The organism is Pseudomonas sp. GW456-12-1-14-TSB6 (assembly GCF_059424205.1).
Genome location: NZ_JBWKZE010000014.1, coordinates 134,137 through 150,876 on the forward strand (window position 1 = coordinate 134,137; position 16,740 = coordinate 150,876).

General features: G+C 61.5%; 14 protein-coding genes. 6 read left to right on the plus strand and 8 right to left on the minus strand.

Annotation, left to right across the window (positions count from 1 at the left end):
- Positions 1 to 91: 91 nt before the first annotated feature.
- Positions 92 to 1,321, plus strand: a complete 1,230-nt coding sequence (locus tag AC07Y2_RS15400) for an MFS transporter (protein WP_103386292.1) — start codon at positions 92 to 94, stop codon at positions 1,319 to 1,321.
- On the opposite strand, the gene AC07Y2_RS15405 is transcribed toward AC07Y2_RS15400, so the two are convergent.
- Positions 1,308 to 2,273, minus strand: a complete 966-nt coding sequence (locus AC07Y2_RS15405) for a quinone oxidoreductase family protein (protein ID WP_178082856.1) — start codon at positions 2,271 to 2,273, stop codon at positions 1,308 to 1,310. The two genes, AC07Y2_RS15400 and AC07Y2_RS15405, sit on opposite strands and share 14 nt — an antisense overlap.
- A 338-nt stretch (positions 2,274 to 2,611) precedes the next feature.
- Here AC07Y2_RS15405 and AC07Y2_RS15410 point away from each other — a divergent pair, with 338 nt between their 5' ends.
- From AC07Y2_RS15410 to AC07Y2_RS15420, 3 genes are all read left to right on the plus strand, one after another.
- Complete coding sequence (locus AC07Y2_RS15410) at positions 2,612 to 4,573, plus strand: PAS domain-containing sensor histidine kinase (protein ID WP_256587004.1); 1,962 nt, start codon at positions 2,612 to 2,614, stop codon at positions 4,571 to 4,573.
- Positions 4,573 to 4,944: a response regulator gene (locus AC07Y2_RS15415; RefSeq protein WP_064382027.1), complete on the plus strand. Its 372-nt coding sequence runs from the start codon at positions 4,573 to 4,575 to the stop codon at positions 4,942 to 4,944. The genes AC07Y2_RS15410 and AC07Y2_RS15415 overlap by 1 nt, the downstream gene beginning before the upstream one ends.
- A gap of 78 nt (positions 4,945 to 5,022) precedes the next feature.
- Positions 5,023 to 5,637, plus strand: coding sequence for a response regulator transcription factor (locus AC07Y2_RS15420; RefSeq protein WP_103386295.1), 615 nt, complete (start codon positions 5,023 to 5,025; stop codon positions 5,635 to 5,637).
- Here AC07Y2_RS15420 and AC07Y2_RS15425 read toward each other — a convergent pair.
- The 3 genes from AC07Y2_RS15425 to hchA form a co-directional block, all read right to left on the minus strand.
- Positions 5,624 to 8,506 (minus strand): ATP-binding protein, encoded by a 2,883-nt coding sequence (locus AC07Y2_RS15425; protein WP_103386296.1) that lies wholly within the window; start codon positions 8,504 to 8,506, stop codon positions 5,624 to 5,626. The two genes, AC07Y2_RS15420 and AC07Y2_RS15425, sit on opposite strands and share 14 nt — an antisense overlap.
- Positions 8,507 to 8,627: 121 nt before the next feature.
- The gene (locus tag AC07Y2_RS15430; protein WP_103386297.1) at positions 8,628 to 9,347 is read right to left on the minus strand and encodes a PA1136 family autoinducer-binding transcriptional regulator; all 720 of its coding nucleotides are present in this window, start codon (positions 9,345 to 9,347) and stop codon (positions 8,628 to 8,630) included.
- Positions 9,344 to 10,222 (minus strand): glyoxalase III HchA, encoded by an 879-nt coding sequence (gene hchA, locus AC07Y2_RS15435; protein WP_074690713.1) that lies wholly within the window; start codon positions 10,220 to 10,222, stop codon positions 9,344 to 9,346. Before hchA ends, AC07Y2_RS15430 begins: the two co-directional genes overlap by 4 nt.
- Before the next feature lie 164 nt (positions 10,223 to 10,386).
- Between hchA and AC07Y2_RS15440 the strand changes: the two genes are divergently transcribed.
- Positions 10,387 to 12,246 carry an ABC transporter ATP-binding protein gene (locus AC07Y2_RS15440; RefSeq protein WP_103386298.1) on the plus strand — a complete coding sequence of 620 codons (1,860 nt, stop codon included), beginning with the start codon at positions 10,387 to 10,389 and terminating at the stop codon, positions 12,244 to 12,246.
- A gap of 40 nt (positions 12,247 to 12,286) precedes the next feature.
- On the opposite strand, the gene AC07Y2_RS15445 is transcribed toward AC07Y2_RS15440, so the two are convergent.
- From AC07Y2_RS15445 to AC07Y2_RS15460, 4 genes are all read right to left on the minus strand, one after another.
- Complete coding sequence (locus AC07Y2_RS15445) at positions 12,287 to 12,667, minus strand: nuclear transport factor 2 family protein (protein WP_039771019.1); 381 nt, start codon at positions 12,665 to 12,667, stop codon at positions 12,287 to 12,289.
- 73 nt (positions 12,668 to 12,740) lie between these two features.
- A complete protein-coding gene (locus AC07Y2_RS15450) occupies positions 12,741 to 13,844 on the minus strand; it encodes an alkene reductase (protein ID WP_103386299.1) in 1,104 nt (367 codons plus the stop codon).
- Between the two features lie 110 nt (positions 13,845 to 13,954).
- Positions 13,955 to 15,214 carry a cation:dicarboxylate symporter family transporter gene (locus AC07Y2_RS15455; protein WP_039771015.1) on the minus strand — a complete coding sequence of 420 codons (1,260 nt, stop codon included), beginning with the start codon at positions 15,212 to 15,214 and terminating at the stop codon, positions 13,955 to 13,957.
- Positions 15,215 to 15,328: 114 nt separating this feature from the next.
- Complete coding sequence (locus AC07Y2_RS15460) at positions 15,329 to 15,754, minus strand: VOC family protein (protein WP_039771195.1); 426 nt, start codon at positions 15,752 to 15,754, stop codon at positions 15,329 to 15,331.
- 104 nt (positions 15,755 to 15,858) lie between these two features.
- Here AC07Y2_RS15460 and AC07Y2_RS15465 point away from each other — a divergent pair, with 104 nt between their 5' ends.
- Positions 15,859 to 16,737 (plus strand): LysR family transcriptional regulator, encoded by an 879-nt coding sequence (locus tag AC07Y2_RS15465; protein WP_039771013.1) that lies wholly within the window; start codon positions 15,859 to 15,861, stop codon positions 16,735 to 16,737.
- The last annotated feature ends 3 nt before the right edge of the window (positions 16,738 to 16,740 follow it).

Genomic DNA, 16,740 nt, shown 5'->3' on the forward strand with positions numbered 1-16,740 from the left:
CAAAATCGCGCTCGAACTCAGCAGCGGTTAACGGGCAGAATGCGGCGGGGAAAAGACCCATTTGAATCACAGAGCGGAACAAGGATCGCGGATGCGTGGGGAAACAGCGCTCGAACGCCTGAGCGGCACACCATCGTCCACTTCGCCGTGGTGGGTGATCGGGCTGTGCATGCTGTTCAACGTGATTGACGGACTCGACGTGATGGCCATGGCCTTCACCGCCAGCCGGGTTTCGGCCGAGTGGGCGTTGAGCGGCGCGCAACTGGGCCTGTTGTTGAGCGCAAGCCTGGTCGGGATGGCGCTCGGTTCGCTGCTGGCCGCGCCCAGGGCCGACCGCTTCGGGCGCAGGCCTTTGTTGCTCGCCGGCCTGCTGCTCAGCGGCCTGAGCATGTTGCTGTCGTTCTGGAGCCCGGATCATCACGTGTTGATGTTCCTGCGTTTGCTGACCGGCATCGGCACGGGGGCGGTGCTGGTGGGGGCAAACGTGCTGACGTTCGAACACGCCAGCCCGCAGCGGCGCAATCTGGCCATCGCCCTGCAATCCCTCGCCTTTGCGATGGGCGCCAGTCTGGGCGGTGTGCTGGCCCATGTATTGAATGATTTGATGGGCTGGCGGTATGTCTTTCTGGCCGGGGGTTGCATCACGCTGGCGGCGGCATTGGTCGGTGTCTTCTGGCTGCGAGAATCGCCGTCATTTCTGGCACTTGAACACCGCGCGCCTATTCCTCCACTGTCGCCTGACGACGTCAGCCGGCCGTTTTCGCCCGGTCAATGGCAACAGACTCTATCGCTGGCGCTGGCACTCTTTCTGTTGATGTTCTGCTTTTACTTCGTGATGAGCTGGACGCCGGCCCTGTTGGTCGACAATGGCTTTACCGACCAACAAGGCGCCCGGATCGGGATGCTGTTGGCGCTGGGTGGCATGCTCGGCGCCCTGCTGCTGGGACTGGCGGCCAATCGTTACGGCTGCCGACGTTTGTTGTCGGGTTTTCTGCTGCTCAACGCCGCCCTGCTGCCACTGATGCTGCCGGCCACTCGCGTCCCCGGTCTGGCGACACTTGTGGCGGTCACGCTGGGGCTGATGCTCAATGGTGCAGTCGCGGCTCTGTATGTCCTGGCCCCTCAAGCGTTCTGCACGTCGGTCCGTACGACCGGCGTCGGCGTGGTGCTGGCGACGGGGCGTCTGGGGGCGATCATTTCGCCGGTGGTCGCCGGGTTTCTGCTGGATGCCGGATGGACCGCACAACACCTGTTCACGTTTTTCGCCGGTAGTCAGGTGTTGGCGGCCCTGCTGATCTGGCGTGGCGTCAAGGGACGATGATCAGCTTGCCCGTCGTGTTGCGCGACTCGATATCGCGATGGGCCTGTTGCGCATCATCCAGTGAATAACGCTTGCCGATCACGGCTTTCAGTTTGCCGGCACTGACCCACGCGAACAGTTGCCGGGATTTTTCCAGCAGCACCTCGCGGTTGCGCACGTAGTGCATGACCGAGGGATACGTCAGCTTGATGCTGCGCGGCATGCTGAAGATATCGATCGGCGGGATCGGGTTCATGAACGGCCCGTACAAGGCCAGGGTGCCGAAATAATCCAGCAGCTCCAGCGAGTCGGCGAACCCTTCCGCGCCGGTGCCGTCGTACACCACATTCACCCGCTGCCCGTCGGTCAGGCGCATGACCTGGGCGGCAATGTTTTGCGCTCGCCCGATCACCACATAGTCCGCCCCCGCCGCGAGCACCGCCTCGACCTTGTCGGCATGAGAAACCCGGCCTATGACCTTGCCGCCCAGCAGCTTGATCAACTGGGTCAGCATCAGCCCCACGCCCCCGGCCGCCGCATGCACCAAGGCTACGTCGCCCGGCTGGATCGCGTGCACCTTGTCCACCAGATTGCTGGCGGTCAGGCCCTGCATCATCAGGCTGGCGGCGGTGGCGAAGTCGATTTCCTCCGGCAGCGGCACCAACTGACTGACCGGGGCGATCACCTGTTCGGCGTAGCTGCCCGGTACGTAATGCCAGGCCACGCGGTCACCGACAGCGAACTCCGTCACCTGCGGGCCGCTGGCCAGGACGACGCCGGCGCCTTCTGCACCCAGCGTCAGCGGTAGCTCCCAGGCAGCGCCGAGCCCGCGTCGGGCACCGGTGTCCATGAAATTGATACCCGCCGCCATGACCTTGACCAGGACTTGCCCGGGCCCCGGTTCTGCCAGTTGAATGTCCTGCACCGTCAACACTTCGGGCCCGCCAAAGGCCTGGATAACCACTGCTTTCATCATGTTCTGCCCTGTCATCGGGACGACCGGTCCTGCTGCCTTTCGGGTGGCAGGAGCGCGGACGTCACGTTGCTTTCACTCAACGTCGAAGGACGTTGAAACCAGGGCCAAGGCTGCGCGGCGGATGTATCCACGCGTTTTCGCAGACAGGTCCGTTTGCATCCTTGTATGGCTTGGGGGGGCGTAGATACAGTGGCTTACAAAAGCGCCACTGTGGTGCCCATCGCAGTGTGCAATGTCGGCCGATATTCGCCACGGGCGACACCAAAGTATGATGGGCGAGTGCCATCCGAAGGCGCATCTTTGTTCAACGGTGACTGCACACAATGAGAATCGGTATGACGAACGAGCAGGAGCGCGTCATCGAGGACGGTCCAGGCCGCGCGGGTGACGCGATCATGCCGGCGCCGGGGATCGACTCGATCATCGACAGCATCCCGGCCATGGTCGTCTTCATGACGCCGTCCGGTGAACTGGAACAGGTCAACCGGCAAATCATGGAGTACATCGGCGCCCCGCTGCATGAACTGAAAAACTGGCAGGCCAGCGAGACCGTGCACCCGGACGACCTGCCCTCGGTCATCGCTGCCTGGATGCACTCGGTCAGTACCGGCACGCCCTATGAGAACGAGCACCGGATTCGCCGCGCCGACGGTGTCTATCGCTGGTTCCATGTGCGCGGCCTGCCGATCAGAGACAGCGAAGGCACCATCACCCGCTGGTGCGTGCTGCAGGTCGATATCGATGAGCGCCGCCGGGACAAGGCCTTGATCGCCAGTGCCCTGGCCGAAGTCAGCGCGTCGGAAGAACGTCTGCGCGGGATCATCGACGCCGTTCCCGGTTTTGTCTGGAGCGCCTCGCCGGAAGGCAACGTCGGCTTCGTCAATCAGCGCTGGTGCGACTACACCGGCATGTCCGTCGAACAAGCCTGCGGTGACGGCTGGACGGCGTCCATCCACCCCGACGACGCACCGGGCCTGGCGGTTTATTGGCAAGGGATTCTGCAATCGGGCAACGCCGGTGAATACGAGGCCCGACTGAGACGCTTCGACGGCGTTTACCGCTGGTTCCTGATCCGCGCCGTGCCCCAGCGTGATGACACGGGGCGGATCGTGCGCTGGTACGGCGAGAACACCGATATCGAAGACCGCAAACGGGCGGAAGTCTTTCTGGCCAAGGCCCAACGCCTGAGCGCCACCGGTACGTTTTCCTGGCGGGTGAGCACCGACGAGATCACCTGGTCGGACGAGGTCTACCGCATCCTTGAACTGGACCCGGACACGCCGCCCGGCTTCGAGGCGATCTATCGCCGCGTGCATCCGGACGACATCTCCAGCCATCGGGAAATGATCAAGCGCCAGCGCCGCAAGGGGCGTGACTTCGAACACGAACATCGGCTGCTGATGCCCGACGGCACGGTGAAATACGTGCGACTGGTGGCGCACTCGATCGCCCATGCGCCGGACGGCTTCGAATACATCGCCGCCCTGCAGGACATCACTCAGCGCCGGCTCGCCGAAGAGGTCTTGAGCAAGGCGCGCTCGGAACTGACGCACCTGGCCAGGGTCGCGAGCCTCGGCGCGGTCACGGCGTCGATTGCCCATGAGGTCAATCAACCACTGGCCGGCATCATCACCAACGCCAGCACCTGCCTGCGGATGCTGGGCGCCGACCCGCCGAATGTCGATGGCGCCCGGGAAACCGCGCGCCGCACCATTCGCGATGGCAATCGCGCAGCCGATGTGATCAATCGACTGCGGGCGCTGTTCTCGAAAAAAAGCATCACGATCGAGGACGTCAATCTGAATGACGCGGCACGGGAAGTCATCGCCATGCTGCTGGGCGAACTGCAACGCAACGGCGTGGTGCTGCATCCGCAATTTGCCGAAACCCTGCCGCTGGTCAGAGGCGACCGGGTCCAGCTGCAGCAGGTGATCCTCAACCTGATCATGAATGCCGCCGAGGCCATGAGTGCGGTCCACGGCCGGCCCCGGCAATTGATCGTCAGCACCGGGCTTGGCGCGGACGAGAGCGTTTACCTGGCGGTGAAGGACAGCGGCAACGGCGTCGATCCGCAGGACATCGAACGCATTTTCAATGCGTTCTACACCACCAAAAGCTCGGGCATGGGCGTCGGTCTGTCCATCAGTCGCTCGATCATCGAACGCCACGACGGCAAACTCTGGGCCAGCGCCAACGACGGACCGGGTGCGACGTTTACCTTTGCCATCCCGAATTCGACGGACTTGCCGCAAACCGCTAACCGCGACCTCGCCGATCACACCGTGGAGAATGATTGATGGGTACGCATTTGCTCGTATCGGTGGTCGATGACGACGAATCGGTTCGTGAATCCCTGCCGGACCTGATCAAGGAGTTCGGCTTTGCCGTCCAGGCGTTTGCCTCAGCGCAGGCGTTTCTGGCATCGCCCTATCTGGACCTGACCCATTGCCTGATTCTCGACGTGGCCATGCCGGGGATGTCGGGCCCGGATCTGCAACGCGAGCTGCTGCGGCGTGACTATCGCATTCCGGTGATTTTCATCACCGCGCACGGCGACGCCAGCGAACAGGCGAAGCTGCTGAACGGTGGCGCCGTGGAGTGCCTGTTCAAACCCTTCAGCGAAGCCCAATTGCTCAAGGCCCTGAGCGCCGCCCTGCCCCTCGACTGAGCGTGAAGCCGAACAGAACAAGGAATCGACATGTTGAACGCGAACAACGCAATCGCCCCTTCCCGTGGAGCATTACCGATGAGTGAGGTCACGCCCGTCGTCTTCGTTGTCGATGACGACATTTCCGTGCGCGAGTCGCTCGAACTGATGATCCGCTTCGCCGGTTGGCAGCCACGGCTGTTCGAGTCGGCGCAGGATTTTCTCGACGCGCCCCGGGCGCTGGTGCCCAGTTGTCTGGTGCTGGACATCAACCTGCCCGACCTGAGCGGCCTGGATCTGCAGACCGCCCTGGCCGATGAACGCCACAACATGCCGATCATCTTCATCACCGGCTACGGCGATATTCCGCGCACGGTGCGGGCCCTGAAGGCCGGCGCGGTGGAGTTTCTGACCAAACCGTTCAACGACGAGGTGATCCTCAGCGCCATGGCCGATGCGCTGCAAAGCAGTCGTGTGGCGCTGGAGGGAGAAAAGAATCTGCGCGCACTGCTCGAGGCCTACAAGACCCTGACGCCGCGCGAGCAGGAAATCATGGCCTCGGTGGTCAGCGGACGGCTGAACAAGCTGATTGCCGCCGATCTCAACATCAGCGAAATCACCGTCAAGGCCCATCGCGGCAAGGTGATGCGCAAGATGAAGGCCCGTTCGCTGGCGGACCTGGTGAAAATGGCCGCCCTGATTACGCCGGAGTAGCGGGCAGGCTCTGCCAGAAGCTTTCCAGCCGACGCAGATCAAGGCTGTCGAAGCCTTCCGAAGCCCGCTCGCGACAGGCGCCGAGCAACGTCCGGGCCTGATCCGGCTGACCCTGTTCAAGCCAGAAACGGGCCAGATCCATCGATGACCGCAACTCCCACGCCCACGCGCCCTGCTCGCGGCTCAGCGCAATGGAATCCTCAAGAACCGCCAATATGGCCTGCTCATCATCGGCCTGGATAACCTTGAGAATACCGGCCTTGATTCGCAGTAATTCCGGCAGCGCAAAGGCATCACCGCTTCGGCGGCAGTGATCGATGGTGCTGTCGACCAGGGTCAGTGCCTTTGGGTGTTGACCCACCAGAATCAGGCCTTCGGCCAGTGCGATTTCGAATGAGGTCGTGAGCAGTTCGTAACGCATGCCCCGCAACCGCGCCAGACTTTCCTCCAGCATGGCAACTGCTTCGCCGGGTTCCTCGGCGCGGATGGCGATCGCCGCTCGCAACCCGTGGCAGGCGGCAATGTAAGGGCCGAGTGCGTTGGTTTCGGCGATGGCGCTGAACCGCTCGAGGCTCGCGGTGGCCTTCGCCAGATCACCGGTCCAGATATAGATGCACAAGATCCAGACCATGGCGATGCAGTAAGTGACCGGATGCTGCAGCGCGAATGCTTCGGCCTCGATCTGCTCGGCCAAGCGCCGGGCCTGATCGGGATAGCCCTGCAGCCAGAGTGACCGCGCCAGCGCCAGGCCCGTGCGATTGCGGTGATCGAAGCCGTAGTAAATCGTGTTGCTGGGATGGGACGGCAAGCTGTTGCGCAGCGAGCTTTCCAGTTCCTGGCGGGCCAGACGCTGATTGCCGAGCAGATGATGGGAGATGCCGGTCAGCGATGCGGCAATCGCGATGGCGGCGGGCTCGTTGAGGATATTGCCGACCACAGCGGCCTGCTCCGCCCAGGCCAGCGACGAAGGGAAATCACCGATGCGTTCGTAGAAGATCTGCAAGCGGCCCAGCAACCTCAGCTGAGAGCCGTAGTCGTTCAGCGCGACGGCAATGTCCTGCGCCCGGAGCAAGGCCTTTTCAGCGGCTTCACTGTTGCCTCGGGTGAACATCAGCACCAGGCCGAGCGCGGCCTGCAGTTCCATTTCGGTGGGCGTGCCGTAGTACCCCAGTTCCAGCAGTTCCACCGCCCGGGAGCACCAGGTGCGGCACTCGACCAGCAAGGAAAAATGCAGGAACAACGGCGCGCTCGCAGCCGCCAGCGGCAACGCCAGTCCCGGATCGCCGTGGGGCCCGAAGCTCCATTCCAGCGCACCGCGAACGTTGCCCAACTGGCTGGCCAGACGCGCCGAGTGACGGAAAATTTCGTCGGGCGCAGTCCCCAGATGGCCGAGCAGATCCATGTAAAACGCCGCGTGCCGGAACGCCAGCGCATTGACCTCGGCCTCTCCCCGCGCCGCCAGTTTTTCCCGGGCGTAGGCACGGGTCATCTCGAGCAAGCGATACGAATCCGTCGAGTCGCTGTGATCGACCGTGACCAGCCCCTTGCACACCAGATCATCAAGGATCGCCGCCGCCGTGGCGCTTTCGTGTTGCGACTCGGCCACCACCTGAGCGGCGGCTTCCTGGGAGAACGGCCCGACGAAGACCGAAAACCGCTCCAGCGCCAGGCGCTCTTGCGGTGACAGCAGGTCATAACTCCAGTCGAGCATGGCGCGCAGGGTCTGATGGCGCGGCACCGCTGTCCTGCGCCCCGACCAGCCCAGGGAGAAACGCTCGCCGAGCAGCGCGTGGGTGGCCTTCAATCCGTGGCTGGCGACCCGCATCGCCGCCAGTTCGATCGGCAGCGCCATGCCCTCCAGCCGCTGGCAAATGTCCGCAATCATTTGCCCTCCGTCCGCTTCCAGCAGCAGCGCGGCGTTGCTCGACGATGCACGTTCGACAAACAGCTTGATGGCCGGAAATGCCAGCAACTCCGCAACCGAGAGGTGTTGCGGCTCACGGGGAAATTCCAGCGGATTGAGCCAGTGCACGTGTTCGCCACGCACCCGCAGCGGCTCGCGACTGGTGGCCAGAACCCCGACCTCCGGCGCGGTGTCGCTGATCTGCTCCAGGAGCGTCGACACCGCGTCGATAAGGTGTTCGCAGTTGTCGATCACCAGCATCAGCCGCTGCTCACGCAAATGCGCGAGCAGTACAAACATCGGGTCTTCCGCCTGCACCGGGATGTCCAGCGATCGGGCCAGCGCCGACGGCACCAGCGCGCAGTCTTCCACTTGCGCCAAATCGACGAAACTGACGCGCTCATAACCCTGGGCGGCGATGCGGTGCGCCACTTCGATGGCCAGGCTGGTCTTGCCGACGCCGCCGGGGCCGACGATGGTAAACAGCCTTGGTTGCTGCATATGGTCGATGACCAGTTGCAGATCGGTCTCGCGGCCGATCAATTTTGCCCGTGGCGGCAGACTGCAAACGCCATCAGTGGCTCGGGGCGCGATGGGCGCCGGTTGAACAGCGGTCTGTTTTCTTTCCAGCGGCGCGACGAAGGCATAACCCACGCCGACCTGGGTCGCGATGTAACGCGCCTGTTCCTCGCCATCCCCGAGAATCCGCCGCAGGCCGGTCATGTGAAAACGCAGGCTGCCTTCGGCCACCACGCTGTCGGGCCAAACCTTGTCGATCAGGTCGTATTTGGACAGCACGCGCCCCGGTTGCTCGAGCAAGGCGATTAGCAGATCCAGCGCCCGCCCGCCGATCTCGACCGCCACCCCGTTGCGGGTCAGCAGCCGTTTGCCTGGAACGACACAGAACGGACCGAAAATGAATTGGGTCGTGAGGGATTCGTGCAATGCGTCCGGAAAAGACTCCACGAGGATCGATCTCTCTAAAAAACGTAGGGGGCGGCGCCGGTTACAGACAGCCGGAGCAGGCCCTTTGCATCATAGGAGTTTTGCACCACCGTTCAAGCACGGCACCGGCAGAGTGAGAACCTCACCCCTTTATTTCCCCTTTGCGAATGGCAATTTTGATGGCCTGAGCGGTGGTGGCCACGCCGAGATGCCGACGGGCCGAACGCAGGTGATTTTCCACTGTACGGCCGGACAAGCCGAGCGTGGCAGCAATGTCGGCCTGTCGCCGACCGGCGGCGACCCACGCCAGCACTTCGCGCTCACGGGTCGAGAGTTTCCCGGCTGTCTCGTCCAGCGGCGCTTCGAGCAAGCGTCGTGCCGAGTGAAACGCCACCGTGGCGAGCATGCCCAACGCCAGACGAACCCGCGCCGAGGCATCGATCTGTTCGCCTCCCAGGCTCATGGCGCCTTCAAGCCCTTGCGGGCCGAAGACCGGAATCTGCAATCCATGCACGCCCGGGCCACTGGGCACGCGAACCAGCCGATAAAGTTCGCCGCTCTCCTCCTGCACCTTGCTCCAGAAGAACGATTCGCGGGCGTCCAACAGGTGGCGAGTTACTGGGCAGCGCTGAACGTAGGTTTCGGCGTCGACGCCAGTGCCATCACAAAACCAGTCGCCCTCCACCCAGTAAATGCGCTCGACCACGTCCTCCGACGCCGAGGTGGCGGAGAACAGGACGAACCGATTGTAACCATAGGCCCCGGCAAAACCGCGAACGGCCTTCTGGATCGCCACTAGCGTGGGCGCCGCCTCGATGTCGAGGGCGGCGCGCAAGAGTGCCTCGGCAGGTCCGGAGCTCACCCCGACGTGACCTCTTTGAGGAGCGCGGCCGCCGCCAGTTTGCCCAGCGCGTTGCCCGCCAGCGGACTGTCACCGGTCAGCAGTTTGCGATCCTGAAGCGTGGCCCCGGAAATGTCCTGGTTAGTGATTTCCACACCGAGCGCCTGCAACTGCTCGCCGAACTTCCAGGTCAGGTGGCCGGGCATGTAACCGATGTCGGGGGTTGTCGCGTCCAGGACATCGGGAAAGGCGCAAATCCGGTAGCCATTGAAGATGCATGAATCTTTTGTTTCACCGAGGCCGGCCGCCAGCAGCGCCGCCGGGCCGTGGCACAGAGTAATGACGAATTTGTCCTTGGCGACGGCCCATTGCAGGACTTTCTTCACGTCCTCGCTTTCCGGCAGGCCGATCAGCGCACCGTGGCCGCCGGGAATGAACACGCCGATGTAATCCGAGTCCTCGCCCAGCGCTTCTTCGATCACTTGGGACAGCTTGAGCGGACGCTTGAACTGATCACGATATTGCTCATAGAAGCCCTTCACTTCGGCGTCTTCGGAGGGCATGGCCCAGAATTCGAACTTGACCGGATTGCCCGACAGCGTCGCGACGTCGAAGCCGAAACCGGCCTTGTCCAGGTGATACATCGGCAGCAGGGTTTCAACCGGGTGATTGCCCGTGGAAAACATGGTGCCGTTGTCGGTCAATAGATAGCGCTCGTCCGCGCCGATCATCAGGACCTTCCAGCGCCCGCCCTTGTAACGGTTCGGGTACTCGGCATCACTGAGATCGGATTTGGGCGAAGTGAACTGGCTGAGGGAATACGGCGAGGGGAAAAACGCGTTGTCCTCGGCAGGATCGGGGGTTGGGCGCTTGTCGTCAGTCTGCGTGGTAGCCATGGTGCTCTCCATCGAGTGGGTCAACGTCGGAGTTCATGCTAGTAAGGCGTCAGCGTTACAACAATGAGGGTTTTCCCTCAAAAGATCATGCACTGAACCTGCAGCCCCTCAATGTGATCGATAAGTGGCAGAATCCCCGCAACTGATGAATTCGGAGACCCCCAATGCTTCGCCTGTTTGAACAACGGCTCGACCCCTTCCCGCCCGACGAAGCGCCGCCACCGCCGGTCGGTCTGGCGCGGTTCCTGTGGGCCTGCACCCGTGGCGCTCGCGGTTATATCCTCGCGCTGGCGTTGCTCAGTGCCGGTGTGTCGATCTACGAGGCCTGGTTGTTTTCCTTTCTGGGTCAGGTCGTGGACCTGCTTTCGGCCTGGCAGGCTGGCGGCGATGTGAACGGCCAGGAGAGCCGCGTGCTGTGGGGCATCGGCCTCGTGCTGCTGACCAGTGTCGGGCTGGTGGCGCTGCGCACCATGGTTCAGCATCAGGTCTTGGCGATCAATTTGCCGTTGCGTCTGCGCTGGGATTTTCATCGGCTGATGCTGCGGCAGAGCCTTTCATTCTTTTCCGACGAGTTTTCCGGCCGGGTCACGACCAAGGTGATGCAGACCGCACTGGCCGTGCGCGAAGTGCTGTTCACCGTCATCGAGATCGCACCGGGCATTGGCGTCTATTTCATTGCGATCATCGCCCTGGCCGGCGGTTTCGCCCTGAAACTCATGCTGCCGTTCATTGCCTGGGTCGCGCTGTTCGGGCTGGCGATGCTGTACTTCGTGCCCCGTCTGGGCCAGGTCGGCCAGGAACAGGCCCACGCGCGATCATCAATGACGGGGCGGGTGTCGGACGCCTACACCAACATCACCACCGTCAAACTGTTCTCCCACTCCAAACGTGAAGCGCACTTTGCGCGGGCGGCAATGGAGGACTTCAAGCAGACCGGTTTCCGCCAGATGCGTCTGGTCAGCCAGTTCGAGATCGTCAATCAGGCGCTGGTGGTCGGGCTGATCATGGGCGCCGGCGGCTACGCCTTATGGCTGTGGCATCAGGGCGAAGTCGGCACCGGCGCCGTGGCGGCGATCACGGCCATGGCGTTGCGCATCAACGGTATGTCGCACTGGATCATGTGGCAGATGACGTCGCTGTTCGAGAACATTGGCACGGTGCAGGACGGCATGGACACCCTGACCCGCGGCCCCAAGGTGCAGGATGCGCCGGACGCCGGCGTATTGGTGCCTTCCGGCGGCGCCGTGGAATTCGACAACGTGAGCTTCAACTACAACGGCGAACACCAGGTGCTCGACGGCTTGAGCCTGAGTATCCGGCCCGGGGAGAAAATCGGTCTGGTGGGCCGCTCCGGCGCCGGCAAATCCACACTGATCAACCTGCTGCTGCGCTTCTATGATGTGGACCGTGGCGAGATTCGCATCGACGGGCAAAACATCGCACAGGTGACACAGGACAGTCTGCGCAGCGCGATCGGCATGGTCACTCAGGACACCTCCCTGCTGCACCGCTCCATTCGCGACAACATCGCCTACGGCCGACCGGACGCGACCGACGAACAGATCCAGCGTGCTGCGTCGAACGCCCAGGCCGCCGGCTTCATCAACCAGCTCAGCGACCGCCAGGGCCACACCGGCTATGACACGCTGGTGGGCGAACGCGGCATCAAGCTTTCCGGTGGTCAGCGCCAACGCATCGCCATCGCCCGGGTGATGCTCAAAAACGCGCCGATCCTTCTACTGGACGAAGCGACAAGCGCCCTGGATTCCGAAGTCGAAGTCGCCATTCAGGAAAGCCTCGATGAAATGATGCAGGGCAAGACCGTGATCGCCATTGCCCATCGACTGTCGACGATTGCGGCGATGGACCGACTGATTGTCATGGATGAAGGGCGCATCATCGAGCAAGGCACCCACACCGAACTGCTGGCCAAGAACGGCACCTATGCGCGGCTTTGGCAGCATCAGAGTGGCGGGTTTCTGGGTGAGGATCAGGGGCTGACCGAGGCGATGGATCAGGCGTAAACGGTGCTGCCCCGGTACTGCCGGGGCAGACGACGAAGGCTCAGGCGCTCGGGTGGGTGTGGTAGATCTTGCTGACGATCGTCCACTTGCCGTCTACCTTCAGCAGGTTGAAGAAGTCGGTGAAACGGAACCCCGACACGTTGTCGGTATCGACCCGGGCACTCGCGGCCGTGCCGACGATGTCGATGCGAACGATGGCGGCTTCGGCTTCGGGGGATGGACGGAACGCGCTGTCGATGACGTCATACAGATTCTGGATCGCGCCGCCGACGAGCTTGCCGTCGTCAACCCCGAACATGGTCGCCTGAGCATTGAATGCGGGCTTCATTAAGGCGCTGTCAGCCTTCGCTCCCCCTTCGTTGTACTGGCTGAGCACTTCGACGATTGCGTTGTATTCCTGCACGTAAGTTGGATGGCTCATGATGAACTCCTGTTTGCTGTGAATGTTTTTTCAATCAAGCCGCCCTGCGCCGATCCGGTTCAGGGCGCACACATCAATGGTCAGCCGTTGGCCAGTCGGTGTAGCCCTTGGCGCCGCCGCCGTAGTAGCTCTCGCGTGGTGCGATGGTCAGTTCGGTGCCCCGACGCAGGCGCTCCACGAGGTCGGGGTTGGAAATGAACAGGCGCCCGAACGCCACCGCGTCAATCCGGCCCTGCGCCCGGCGCTCCAGTGCCATCTCGAGGTCGTAGTTGTTATTGCCGATGAAGGGGCCTTCGAACTGCGCGCTCAATGCATCCAGATCAACGCCATCAGGAACCGTGCGCGAGGTCGCGGTGGCGCCTTCGACGAAGTGCAGATAGGCCAGATTGAGCCGGTTGAGCTGCTGAATCAGATATCCGTAGGTCGCCATGACATTGCTGTCGGGAGGTGTGTTTCCGGCATCGGGCGTGACCGGCGAAAGACGAATGCCGACGCGGTCACTGCCCCAGATCGAAATCACCACTTCAGTGACTTCAAGCGTCAATCGGGCGCGGTTCTCAATGGTGCCGCCGTACCGGTCAGTACGCTGATTGGTCGAGTCACGCAGAAACTGGTCGAGCAGATAGCTGTTCGCCGAATGAACCTCCACGCCATCGAAACCGGCACGCCTGGCATTTTCAGCGGCGCGCTTGTATTGCTCAATGATGCCGGGAATCTCCGACGTCTCCAGCGCCCGGGGCGTCGACACTTCGACAAAGCCGTTCTCGGTGTAGGTGCTGCCTTCTGCCTTGATCGCCGAGGGCGCAACGGGAGCGGCACCGTCGGGCTGTAACTCGACGCTGGAAAAACGCCCCACGTGCCACAACTGGCTGACAATCCTGCCACCTGCGGCATGGACGGCGTCCGTGACTTTTCTCCAGCCCGCCACCTGCGCGTCCGACCAGATCCCCGGCGTCATGGCGTAGCCACGTCCCTGCGCCGAAATGTTTGTCGCTTCGGCAATGATCAAGCCGGCACTCGCGCGCTGTGCGTAGTAAGTAGCGTGCAACTCGTTCGGAACGCCGTCTTCAGCCATCCGGCTGCGGGTCACGGGCGCCATGACAATCCGGTTGGTCAATTGCAGGGCGCCCATTTGCATGGGAGAAAAAAGATCCGTGTTGCGACTGTTATCAATCATGTTGCATACCCTCAATATCAGACCGGTCGTCTAGTAACTTGATGAAAAAAAATCGCCTGTACATCAGCAGGCGTTTACTCGTGCAGCGCCGTCAGTGCTCCTTGTGATCGTCAGGCCTTTTGTACGTCCGGGCGGGTGCGCGAAGGCTCAAGAGTCACCCTCTCCCATTTGGCGATCACCAGGGGCGCAATCGCATTGCCCAACACATTCAGGGTGGTGGTGCCGCTGTCGATAATCCTGAAGATACCGGCGATCAGTGCCACGCCCTCCAGCGGAAGACCGGCAGACGCCAATGTGGCCGACAGGATGACGATGGCGAACCCAGGTACCCCGGCAGCACCTTTGGAGGTCAGCACCATGGTCACCACCAGCAGGATTTCCTGAGAAAGCGACAGATCGATTCCATAAAGCTGGGCGATGAAAATTGTCGCCACGCCGAGGAAGATCGACGCTCCATCGAGGTTGAACGCGTACCCCACTGGCACCACAAAACTGACAATGCGCCGTGGTACGCCGTAGTTCTCCAGCTTGCTCATCAACTGCGGCATGACCGCTGCAGAGGCAGCACTGGAGAACGCAAGAATCAACTCGTCGCGGAAATACCTGATCAACTTGAAGATGTTCTCGCCGATCAGGTAACTGATTCCTCCGAGCACTACCAATGCGAAGACGATCAGCGCCAGATAAACCACACCAATCAACTTGAGCAGGGGCAACAACGAGGCAAAACCGAAGGTAGCGACGGTCGCACCGATCATGCCGAACACCCCTATCGGGGCATAGGCCATGACGATCGAGACGATCCTGAACATCGCATCCGAAATGCCTTGGACCAGCGCAACCACAGGTGCACTTTTCTCCCTGGGCAATGCGTTGAGCGCGACACCGAACAACACCGCGAAGAACAGCACAGAAAGCAACTTCGCCTCGGACATCGCCACCAGAACGTTATCCGGAACGATGTTTTGCACAATCACGAGCGCGCCCTTCGAAGGCTCCATCGTGATGGCGGCAGCACCGTGTGCGATGCCCGAAATATCGGTGCCCGTACCGGGTTCGAAGAGGTTCGCGAAACACAGGCCGATCACGATGGCCAGGCCGGTGATCGCAAAGAAATAGCCCAGCGACTTGATGCCCATCCGGCCGAACGACTTGTTATCCCCGCCACCGGCGATACCCAGGATCATGCAACAGAACACGATGGGCACGACCACCATCTTCATCATCTTGATGAAGATATCGCCAAGCGGTTTCAGGATCTCCGTGCTGACCCACGACTGATACTGCGGATGGGTATTGAAGTACCAACCAACGAGCACGCCAAGCAACAGCCCGGCAACGATTTGCCACACCAGGGGAATACGTTTCATGTCTAGCCTTCTTGTTGGAATGAAAGGACTGCATCAATTCGGCAGTTGCTAGAGTCATGAGCTTCCAGCTCATTTGAGATCAAATGGCACAACGCCGTTGTGCCATTGCGTTTCTTACTTGGCGAAGAGCTGGCTCATATCCTTGAAGGCCTTGAATTCGAGGGCATTGCCGCAAGGGTCGAACAGGAACATGGTGGCTTGCTCGCCAACCTGTCCTTTGAATCGAATGTAAGGTTTGATCACAAATTCGGTACCGAAAGACTTGAGGCGCTCTGCCAGCGCTTCCCACTCTTCCCATCCCAGGATGATGCCGAAGTGAGGAACAGGAACGTCGTGCCCGTCGACCGGGTTGCTGTGAACGCTTTCCTGAGACGCGGTTTTCGGGTGCTCGTGAATCACCAGTTGGTGCCCGTAAAAGTTGAAGTCGACCCACTGGTTGCTGGAACGCCCCTCTTCCAGGCCGAAGACCTCACCGTAAAAAGTGCGGGCTGCGGCCAGGTTGTAAACGGGGATGGCGAGGTGAAAGGGTGAAAGGCTCATCAGGACTCCGATACGTTTTTTGTGGTTGATGAGCACATCGTAGGGCGACACTGACAGCAAAAAAATCAATATATATTTCTCAGAAACACAACTAATATTTGTGAATGATCAAAGAACTCAAGACCCTTATTGCCGTCGCCCGGGAAGGCACTTTCGCTGCGGCCGGCAACCGGATCGGCCTCACCCAGGCAGCGGTGAGCGCCCAGATTCAACGTCTGGAAGCCGAACTTGGCTTTGAAATATTCGACAGAAAAGGACGCTCGGCCCACCTCAACAGGATGGGCCAGCAAGTCCTGCTTCAGGCGCAGGAGCTGCTTCGTCTTTACGACAACCTGGGATCGACCACCGTTGGTCTTTCCACCCGCATTCTGGTCAACGTCGGCGCAATCGCCTCAGTCCAGCGATCGTTTCTCCCGGACGCACTCGCCAGGTTTCACCAGCAGTGCCCGGAATGCCGAACGCGTGTCGTGCCCGGTCTTTCCATGGAGCTGGTGAACCTGGTGGATACTGGCGAAATCGACATGGCGGCGATCATTCGGCCGCCCTTCTCGCTTCAAAGCGATCTGCGCTGGACCACACTGGCGCTTGAACCCTACCGTCTGATCGTGCCCAAGGACGTACCGGGAGAAGACTGGATCGAACTGCTCTCAAGCCTGCCGTTCATTCGCTATGACCGCTCTTCATTCGGCGGCAGGCAGGTCGATCGTTTCCTGCGACAGATGCATTTCACTTTGCGTGAAGTCTCTGAGCTGGATGAGCTGGAGGCCATCATCAGGCTGGTGGAGAATGGCGTAGGGGTCGCGCTCGTGCCGCAGACGGCCACCCATCAGCAATGGCCGTCAGGGGTGCGGGCGCTCGATCTGGGCCAGCATACTTTCCATCGTGATATCGGACTGGTGCACAGGCCTCGGCGAAGTTTCACCGAGCCTGTCAGGACGTTGGCTGAACTTATTCTCGAGCAATTCAAGGTGGCGGCTGAGTGAGGG